This window comes from Moraxella equi (assembly GCF_002027555.1).
GTDB classification, from domain to species: Bacteria; Pseudomonadota; Gammaproteobacteria; order Pseudomonadales; family Moraxellaceae; genus Moraxella; species Moraxella equi.
Genome location: NZ_MXAP01000079.1, coordinates 1 through 10374, shown reverse-complemented (window position 1 = coordinate 10374; position 10374 = coordinate 1). Strand labels below are relative to the sequence as shown.

The window sequence follows — 10374 nt, the reverse complement described above, 5'->3', positions numbered from 1 at the left end:
GGTTTTGCAGGAGGTCTATTGTGCCAATGGTGGTATGGTGTCGGGGGTGTGCTGTTGGTGGCGTTTGTCTCGTTGGTCGGGCAGGGCTTGACGCTCATCATCAAAGGCGGTCAAAGGCAAAAACGCCACGTTTTGGGCAGGCAGTTTTTGGCTGTGGGTCAGTCGCCATGAACCAGCTTCTATCTTGGCAGTACTGTGGTCATCATTGCTGATGTCAAGATAGTATTTGGCAGGCAGGGGATCAAGGGTGAATTTGCCGGTATATAGATTGTCGCTTTGGTAGGTCAGCACAAAATCACGGTCTTTGGCTTTGTCGGTGGCGTGTGAGACTTTGACATTGAGTGTGGCAGGATAGCTCATGGCTTGGGCGGATTTTAATTCAAATCGCACGGCATAATCATCGGGCGTGCCGTCTAATCGCATAACCCCTGATAAGCCCAAATCATGGGCGAGCTTATCTTTGGAGGCATCTTGGTAGAGGCTTTTGCCGTCCATGTACCAATCATCACGCACGGGCGAGTCTTTGATTTTAAAGGCGTGCACGATAAAGAAAACACAAGAAATTACCACAATGAGTGGCAGTCCGATGACAAACACGATGACCATGTAGTTTTTATACCAAACATTGGCATTGATGTTGGCAGTGGTTTGGGGGGCATTGGGGGTTGGGGCGGTCGCTGACATGATGACATAAGGATAAAATTTGGCTTATTCTAGCATTTTTTGTCCAAAAAAGCCAAAATTTCCATGCAGAAACAGCATTTTGTTTCTAACATATCTCTATAATGCAAATTGTACCACAAGCGTTCAATGTCTCCCAATATTTTAAAAAATATCAGTAAAGCATTGGCATAATCGGGGTAGAATCTGTTAAAATAGCGTGCTGATAATTGCTTGTTGCTTTATATTGTTTGTCACTCTATCTTATCCATCAAATTGTGGGGAACGACCATCATGATGACCATCGCTGGAAAGCCGTTTTTAACCCAGTTTCAGACAGACGCTCTCATCAAAGAGCTAAATACCAAAGCCAATTTACCCATCCGTGCCATCAAGTCACAGCAGATTTATGTTTTTCCTAGCTATCTGACGGCTGATGCACGCCAAAAAGCGTTGATTCTCTTAAATGACGGCTTGGAGTTTGATGAGGATAAGGCAAGCGAGGGCGAACGTCAAGTGGTGGTGTCGCCACGTTTTGGCACGATTAGTCCGTGGGCATCCAAAGCGACCGATATTTTTAGAAACTGTGGGGTGGACATTGAGCGTGTCGAGCGTGTGATGTTGTTCACGCTAACGGGTGATGGCGAGCTACCACGCAAATTGCCACAGGTTGCCCAAAATATCCTGCACGACCGCATGACCCAAAGTCTAAGCTATGAGTTGTCCGAGGTCAAGGCTCTGTTTGGCGATGACAAACCTGCCAGCCTCACGCACATTGACATCATGGGGCAGGGGCGTTCGGCATTGGTGCAGGCAAATCGTGAGTTTGGCTTTGCCCTGTCGGATGAAGACATGAATTATTTGGTCAAACATTTTAACATCTTAGCTCGCAACCCCACTGATGTGGAGCTCATGATGTTCGCCCAAGCCAACAGCGAGCATTGCCGTCATAAGATTTTTAACTCTGAATGGACGATTGACGGCAAAAAACAAGACAAATCATTATTTAAAATGATTAAAAATACCCATGAAACCTCGCCTGAGGGTATTTTGTCGGCATATAAAGACAATGCGGCGGTCATGGAGGGCTTTACTGCCAAGCGTTTTTATGTCAATAAAAATAGTGATGGCGTGCATGAGTATGACTTTCATGAAGAGCCTGTTGACATCTTGATGAAAGTAGAAACGCACAATCACCCAACCGCCATCGCCCCCTATGCAGGGGCGGCGACAGGCTCGGGTGGTGAGGTACGAGACGAAGGGGCGACAGGGCGTGGCGGTAAGCCAAAAGCAGGCTTGGCAGGATTTAGCGTGTCGCATTTGCACTTGCCAGAAATGCCCGAACAATGGGAGGCTCAGACCAAAGCATACGGCAAGCCAGAACGCATGGCATCTGCCTTAGAAATCATGACTCACGCTCCGCTCGGTAGTGCAGCGTTTAGTAATGAATTTGGTCGCCCTAATTTGACGGGGTATTTTAGAAGTTTTCAGTTTGATACCAGTGCCATGCAGGACGGCAGTCAAATGCGTGGTTATCATAAGCCGATCATGATTGCCGGTGGTTATGGTAATATCAAGCGTGATTTGGTGCAAAAAAATGCCATCAAGCAAGGTGATTTGCTCATTGTGCTTGGGGGCCCTGCCATGCAAATCGGTCTAGGTGGTGGGGCGGCAAGCTCAGTGGACAGTGGTAGTCTAGATGAGGGGCTAGACTTTGCCAGTGTACAGCGTGATAATGCCGAGATGGAACGTCGTTGCCAAGAGGTGATTGATACCTGTTGGGCGATGGGGGCGGAGCATAACCCCATTGTCTCCATTCATGATGTGGGGGCAGGCGGGTTGTCTAACGCCATGCCAGAGCTGGTGGATGACCATGAGCTTGGGGCGGTGTTAGAGCTTAGAAAAGTGCCATCGTTAGAGCGTGGCATGTCGCCTATGGCAATTTGGTCAAATGAAGCCCAAGAACGCTATGTGCTTGCCATTGACCCTAAGGACGAGGAGTTATTTACTCAAATTTGTGAGCGTGAGCGCTGTCCTTTTGCCATACTGGGCGTGGCAACCGATGTACGTCAGCTTAAAGTCAATGACGAGCTACTACCAGAACAGCCCGTGGACATGCCCATGCAAGTGCTACTGGGTGGTACGCCCAAGATGAAGCGTTCGGTACGTCGCCAAAATGTTCAGCTAACAACCCTAAATGTCGATGAGCTAGACATTGCCAGTGCTGTTCGAGATGTGCTAAGACATCCGACCGTGGCAAGCAAATCATTTTTGATTAGTATCGGCGACCGTTCTATCACGGGCATGGTGGTGCGTGAGCAGTATGTGGGGCGTTATCAAGTGCCTGTGGCGGACTGTGCGGTAACCATGACAGGACTGCTTGCCGATACGGGCGAAGCGATGGCGATGGGCGAGCGTACGCCTGTGGCACTCATCAACCCCAAAGCGTCAGCACGCCTAGCGGTGGGCGAGGCAGTTACCAACTTAGCCAGTGCCAATATCGCTAAGATATCAGACATTACCCTATCTGCCAACTGGATGGCGGCATGCGGTGATGATGGCGAAGATGTGGCGTTGTATGATGCGGTGCATGCGGTGGGCGAGGAGCTGTGTCCTGCCTTGGGTATTGCCATTCCTGTGGGTAAGGACAGCTTGTCCATGCGTGCTAGCTGGCAAGATGATGGCGTGGACAAGGCGGTGGTATCGCCCATGAGTCTTATCATCACAGGCTTTGCTCCTGTCCAAGACATCAACAAAACTTTAACACCTGAGCTTATCAATGCGGACAGTCGTCTGTATCGTATTGACTTATCAAAAGGTAAATTCCGTCTAGGTGGCTCTATCCTTGCCCAAACATTAGGTCAGCTTGGCGATGACTGTCCTGATGTGGACAGTGCCGATGATTTGCGACGTTTTTTTGAGTTTATCCAAAGTGCCAATAAGCAAGGCTTTATCAGTGCCTATCATGACATCTCTGATGGTGGACTGATTGCCACCGTGGCGGAGATGCAGTTCACTGCCCGTGTCGCCATTAATCTATCTCTTGATGATGATAACGTCTTAGGACAGCTGTTTGCCGAAGAATTGGGGGCGGTGGTGCAGGTGCTACCTGAATACGCTTTTGATTTTGAAGAGTTAGCACACAGTATGGGCGTGTCAGAGCTGATGAGCGAAATCGGACAAGTCTTTGAAACCCCTGCTGGCGGTGCCGACCAAGACATTCTAAGCATACAGACAGCCACTGTGGACTTAGAATTCATGCGTAGCGATTTACAAAATGAGTGGACAAAAGTCAGTCACGCCATCGCTCGCTTGCGTGATAATCCTGTCTGTGCCGACCAAGAGTTTGCACTCATCAACGACATCGACCATCACGGACTGATTGCACAGGCAAATTACGACCTAAATCAAGCCGTAGAAGCTCCGTATGTCAATGCTCGCACCAGCCAACCTAAAGTTGCCATCTTGCGTGAACAGGGCGTAAATGGGCATTTGGAGATGGCGGCAGGCTTTAAACTGGCAGGCTTTGACGCACTTGATTTGCACATGAGCGACCTTATGAGTGGACGTGTCAATCTGCGTGATGTTGATGGGCTAGTAGCCTGTGGCGGATTTAGTTATGGCGACGTGTTGGGGGCAGGCTCGGGTTGGGCAAATAGTGTGTTACACCACGAAGAGTTGTCCATGATGTTCGCCAGATTTTTCCATCGTCCCGAAACCTTTGCTTTGGGCGTGTGCAACGGCTGTCAGATGATGAGTCAGCTCAAAGGCTTGATGGTTGGGGCGGAGCATTTCCCACGATTTAGCACCAACGTATCAGCACGTTTTGAGGCTCGCACCGTCAATGTGCGTGTAGAGCGTACCAAATCAGTGCTGTTAAAGGGTATGCAAGACAGTATTTTGCCGATTGCAGTGGCACATGGCGAAGGCTTTGCCAACCTTGATGACAAGGCGATTTTTGAGTTAGAAAATAGCGGTCAGATTGCCTTACGCTATGTAGACAGCCAAGGTCGTGCCACCGAGCATTATCCCCTAAACCCTAACGGCTCACCACAAGGCATTACAGGCATTTGTAGTAATGATGGGCGAGTAACACTCATGATGCCACATCCAGAGCGGACACTACGTGCGGTCAATCATTCATGGAAACCGAACGAGTGGGACAAAGACGGGGCATGGATGCGACTGTTCCGTAATGCCCGTGCGTTTTTGCGTTAAGATTTAGACAGGCTTGGATATAATGAAACACCGTCATGTTGGCGGTGTTTCTCATGGAATGGTTTATGACAAATATCAAGACAGCACGTCCTGTTGGTTTATTGGCAATGGGACAATCCATGAATTTGCCAAAATTGCAACAAAATATTACAAACTAGCCATGTTTGCTTAGGGCAGGGCTGTTATCTTATGCTAAATTTATTTTTTAAAGTTAATTTATGAAAAAAATTCTTAAAGTGGTTGCTGTCGGTGGGCTGATGATGACCCTATGGCACAAAAAAGGGCAGGGCAAATCGCAGAGCGATACCACCACGTCCATCAGTCATGCTCGCCGTAGCCGTGGATGGCTTCCTGTTATTGGTTCGGCACTGTTGGTGGGGACAGCGGTCATGACTGCCCCTGCATACGCCATGAGCGAATCGGCAGTACAAAGTTTTGCCAATAGTCTAAATACCGCCGCCAATGCCCAAAATATCGGCATGGTCTCACGGCTTATCGATGATAATGCTGTCATCAGCTTGACCCGCAAAGGCAATACCACCACCCTTGATAAAAATGGATATTTACAACTACTTCAAAAGTCATGGGCAGGGGCGAGCGACTATCGTTACACCATCAACGTGACAGATGTGGTCGTCACGGGCAATCAAGCCCGAGCCAATGTCATCACCACAGAGAGCTGGACAAAAGATGGTCGTCGCACGACATTTAGAACGCATTCTAAGGCAACTTTGTCCTATATCGGCGGTAATGCCATGCTACTACGAGCGGTATCGCAAGTTACTGTGGAATAGATTTCGGAGTGGATTATACGGTTTTTTAAAATGACATGTTTTTGAAAATAAAAAAGAGGTGTGGCAATGCCATGCCTTTTTCATTAACATATTTGGGTTTGATTGATGGGTCTTGATATATTATAATACGGGCATATTTCACATCATTAATAGGATTTTATCATGGCGTTTTTTAACATAGGCTCTAAAGCAGGCATGGCAGGTCTTAAACCCTTGACCATCGCTGTCTCATCGACATTATTGTTTGCTTGTGCCAGCACCAATAACACCAACGTAAACACAGGTAATGCACCCATTGTCAGCACGCCAAGCACGCCAAATGCCCCTGCCGATGTCTATGCAGGCGTGCTTGACCAAGCAACCTTAGATGAGTTAGAAGACCTACTTCAAGCCACGGACATGACCATGGTAGAAGGCGATGCCTTGACCGTGCAGCGTTATGGCGATCTGTGGGACAGAGTGCGTCGTGGCTATCGTATGAGCGAGATAAATAATGGACGCATTGAAGCCCAAAAATCATGGTTTTATAGCCGTCAAGACTACATCAATCGCCTAACCGCCCGTACATCCCGTTACTTACATCATACCGTAACCGAAGCGGAGCGTCGTGGCATTCCAACCGAACTTGCCCTACTGCCCATCATTGAAAGCTCCTACGACCCATCAGCAACATCCAATGCGGCGGCGGCAGGTTTGTGGCAGTTTATCCCCAGTACTGGGCGTATTTATGGTCTCAACCAAAGCACCACTTATGATGGTCGTCGTGATATCATAGAATCGACCCGAGCGGCGTATGACTTTTTGACCAGTTTGTATAACCAGTTCGGTTCGTGGGAGCTTGCTTTGGCGGCTTATAATGCAGGACCAGGGCGTATTCAAAGAGCCATTGATGCTAACCGCAATGCAGGTCTGCCAACCGATTATTGGTCGCTACGCCTACCCACTGAGACGATGAACTACGTGCCACGCTTTATGGCGGTTGCTCAAATTGTCAAAAATCCCCAAAGCTATGGCGTGTACCTGCCTGCCATCGCCAACCACAGCCATTTTAGAGCTGTGCCTGTCAACTTCGGTGTCAGCCTGTATGATGTGTCAAATGTGACAGGCGTGCCAGTGGATGAGTTAAGACTGCTCAACCCATCGCTTATTAATTATAGCGTGGATGCCAGTGGGCCGGGACGTGTGATTATCCCTAATAGCGTGCCAAGCAGTGCCGATACAAAGCTAAAAGCCTTGCAAGGCATGGGCTATGGTGCTTCCACCTACGTGGCAAGTAGCTACGTACAGCCGAATATGGGTGTGCAGAATCCTAGCTCACGTCAAGAGTTGGCTTCTGCCAATGCCCTACCAGCCACGGGTGCAGGCGTGACTGTGAATAACAGCATCATCCAAGAACCGCCACTTACCCAAGAAGAGCGTGACTTTATTGCCGCTCAGATTCAAGCCAATAGTGCGGAGAACATTCAGCCGATTGCCCTTGATGGTAACATCGAACTAAATGCCATCCAAACCCAGCAATCTGTATTAGAAGCTCGTGGCGAGACAAAAAGCCTAAGCTATAACGCCCCAGCAGGTGCAGGCACACCTGCGGTAGCACCACCAAATAACACATATACCCCACCTGTCTCAGCAGCTCCCACCACAACCGCCAAGGCAGAGCGTTATAAAGTCGTGGCGGGTGATACATTGACAGGCATTGCGGCAGCTCACGGGCTAAGTGTCAGCCAGTTGGCAAGCTATAATGGCATTCCTGCGAACACGCAAGTGAAGACAGGACAACGCCTATGGCTTATCCCTGGTAAAGTCAGCACGGTTGCCAAAGATACTGCCAAGCCGACAGTGAAAACCAGTACGCACACCGTCCAGTCAGGTGAGAGCCTTACTTCTGTGGCAAGAAAATACAACATGAGCGTGCAGGACTTAGCAGCACTCAATGGCTTATCAGTCACCGATGGGATTTTGATTAATCAAAAGCTAAAAGTATCAGGTACGCCAGTCAAATCAAGCGGTAGTACAAGCTCATCAAGCGGTAACACCAGTTCATCAAACAGTGCCAATACCAGTACTTATAAAGTCCAGTCGGGCGATACGTTGACTGCTATTGCCAAAAAACTGGGCGTGAGCAATGCTGACATCGCTGCATTAAACAGCTTTAATGCCAACTCGCCACTTATCACAGGGCAGACGATAAAAGTACCTGCCACCAATGCCCAAGTGGAACGCAAGCTGAACAACCAATCGGTGAAATACACCGTCCAATCAGGCGACAGCCTAACATCGGTGGCAAATAAATATGGCATTAGCGTTGATGAGCTTGCCACTGCCAATAACTTGTCAAGAACAGCAGGACTCATTCGTGGCAGAACCATTACCATTCCTGCGGCAGGCACAGTAAAGGTTGCTCGTCAGACAACTAAGAATGATGATAAAGCCAGTCGCAATGACAACTCCGACAACACCGCTCGTGGCAATGTCATCAAATCTACCGAAAATTATACGGTAAAAGCAGGCGAGAGTTTAAACGCCCTTGCCAGTAGATATGGTGTGTCAGCACGGGATTTGGCAGCGACTAATAAACTGCCTGCCAATGCCCAGCTACAACGAGGGCAGACCATTAAAGTGCCAAAATTGACCGATACTTATAAAGTCAAGTCAGGCGACAGTCTTAACTCTGTGGCGAAAAAATTTGGCATCAGTGTGGCAGAGCTTGCCAAGATGAATAATCTCAGCACTGACGCACAGCTAAAAATCAATCAAACCTTGACAGTGCCAAATAAATAATCAGCCCAAACAAAACCCCATCTTAAAATTAAGATGGGGTTTTATGTTGTCAAAGGAGTTACAGCTAACAAAATTAGGGCGTGCCTGCCTTTTGTGTTTGCAATAAAAAAGGAGAAAAATCGCACGTTTTGAAAGGAAAAAACAAAGGCTGTGAGTTTTCTATCAGCCAAGTTTTTATTATGAAAAACATCCGACTACTTAATCTGATAAATCTTAAGATTTTAACTTAATTTTAAAAATTAAGTGGTTGGATAGCCATTTTTCATGCAAAAACGATTAGTTTTTTTCTAAAATATTTCTATATTGTAAATAGTGTTATAAAGGGCAGGCGCGCCCTAAGTTTTACGACAAAAATCATTCACCCTGAGCTTGTAGAAAGGTCATTTTTCGTTATGGTTTGGCAGACTTGCCATGAACAGAGAACGTAGTATTTTTTCATGTTGCAAGTGTACATTGTCACAAATTGGGCTGATGATGGCAATTAAGATTTGGCTTTTTTAAGGGTAGGTTTCGGGTCGCTCAAACCCAATGCCCCACCTGCAATCGCCCACAGATACAGACTTGCCACCGAATTATAGGGGGCAAATCGTCTTTGATATTTGGCAAACAGTTTTGGTGTGATTTCACGATGACGATACAGCATTCTAAGCCCACGCACAATCGCCAAATCATGCTGACTTAACACGTCCATACGATTTAGACTAAAAATCATCAGCATTTGTGCCGTCCATTCGCCCACACCTTTAAAGGCAACAAGCACCTGTTTTATCTCATCATCGCTCATCGTGTGCAGGCTATCCAAATCAAGCTGATTGTCCAAAATATCGCACGCAATGCCCTGAATGTAACCCACCTTACGATACGATATACCAATGCCCTGTAAGTCATCAGCCGATAAGTTGACAAGGGCGTTCGGTGTGATGTTGGTCAAATTTGTTAAGCGTTGCCACACGGTGTGAGCGGCGGAGTTAGAAATCTGTTGACCGATGATTGCCCGTATCAGCTCACTAAAAATATCGGGATTGACAGGGCGGTCAATGTGTCCGATTTTGTCAATCGCCATTGCCATTTTGGGGCAACGACTGGCTAAATAATCGGTATGGGAATTGTCGTATTGGAAAGTTTGGGGCATTTTATTCGCCTTAGAAGTGTGTTACACCCAACCAACTTGATATTTACCACGGGTTTGTAGGGGTGTGCTGAGCACACCCTTTGATGATATTACTATACAAGGCGTGCTCAGCACGCCCCTACGTCCACACATCATTGTATTTGTAGTAATTTTAAAGTTTCTTGGGTGTATTTAAATGCTAAATAAGTTAAATTAAAGTCAAGTTAAAAGTTTTGGATGGCTTGGATGTTTTGGATAATTTACCCATGATTTGTAAATATCATTTACCAACCTTATATTAAAAGAGTGGATATCTCCATTTATCAGCAAAGTTAATAACGATAAAATTGATAAAAATACAAACCCCAATATATCAATATGCTTAATAAGGCAAGCTTACGCACATAATTGGCAAGCGTTTCATATTTGTTTAATTTTTCTAATGAAAACTGTTGTTTGACCAAATAAGATGTCATCCATTTTTTACCATAAGCGATAGACACAAGAAAAATAGCCAAGCAAATGCCAACCAATCCCGCAAAATACGCCCGATTGTGATTGACTTCCACTAATTTAACAGCTCTTGCAATTCCTAATAAAAATAACACAAGGCAAGAGGCATATTTTGGTAAACTTACCAAATATTGATAAGATTGTGCGAAATCCATGGTTTGTTTGTTGTGCGTCATGATAAGCCTTAACTGTATGATAAATTTATCTGTTAAATTAGGATAAATTCCCCTTAATATATCTTATATGAATAAAAGTAATTTCACAAATCTTTATTTATCAGATATACCAACCGAACCC

6 protein-coding genes are annotated in these 10374 nt (G+C 46.5%); 3 read left to right on the top strand and 3 right to left on the bottom strand.

Going from position 1 to position 10374, the window contains the following annotated elements; translation table 11 throughout:
* Positions 1-15 precede the first annotated feature (15 nt).
* Complete coding sequence (locus B5J93_RS08235) at positions 16-684, bottom strand: FixH family protein (protein WP_079325955.1); 669 nt, start codon at positions 682-684, stop codon at positions 16-18.
* Positions 685-951: 267 nt separating this feature from the next.
* On the opposite strand from B5J93_RS08235, the gene purL reads away from it, so the two are divergent.
* The 3 genes from purL (at position 952) to B5J93_RS08220 (ending at position 8453) form a co-directional block, all read left to right on the top strand.
* A complete protein-coding gene (purL, locus tag B5J93_RS08230) occupies positions 952-4878 on the top strand; it encodes a phosphoribosylformylglycinamidine synthase (protein ID WP_079325957.1) in 3927 nt (1308 codons plus the stop codon).
* A 218-nt stretch (positions 4879-5096) separates the two neighbouring features.
* A complete protein-coding gene (locus tag B5J93_RS08225) occupies positions 5097-5672 on the top strand; it encodes a nuclear transport factor 2 family protein (protein ID WP_115236951.1) in 576 nt (191 codons plus the stop codon).
* 162 nt (positions 5673-5834) lie between these two features.
* Positions 5835-8453 carry a LysM peptidoglycan-binding domain-containing protein gene (locus B5J93_RS08220; RefSeq protein ID WP_079325954.1) on the top strand — a complete coding sequence of 873 codons (2619 nt, stop codon included), beginning with the start codon at positions 5835-5837 and terminating at the stop codon, positions 8451-8453.
* Positions 8454-8934: 481 nt separating this feature from the next.
* Here B5J93_RS08220 and B5J93_RS08215 read toward each other — a convergent pair whose 3' ends face one another.
* Together B5J93_RS08215 and B5J93_RS08210 are read right to left on the bottom strand one after the other, a co-directional pair.
* Positions 8935-9585, bottom strand: coding sequence for a DNA-3-methyladenine glycosylase family protein (locus B5J93_RS08215; protein WP_079325953.1), 651 nt, complete (start codon positions 9583-9585; stop codon positions 8935-8937).
* Between the two features lie 311 nt (positions 9586-9896).
* Positions 9897-10253, bottom strand: a complete 357-nt coding sequence (locus B5J93_RS08210; protein WP_079325952.1) for a hypothetical protein — start codon at positions 10251-10253, stop codon at positions 9897-9899.
* Positions 10254-10374: the final 121 nt, after the last annotated feature.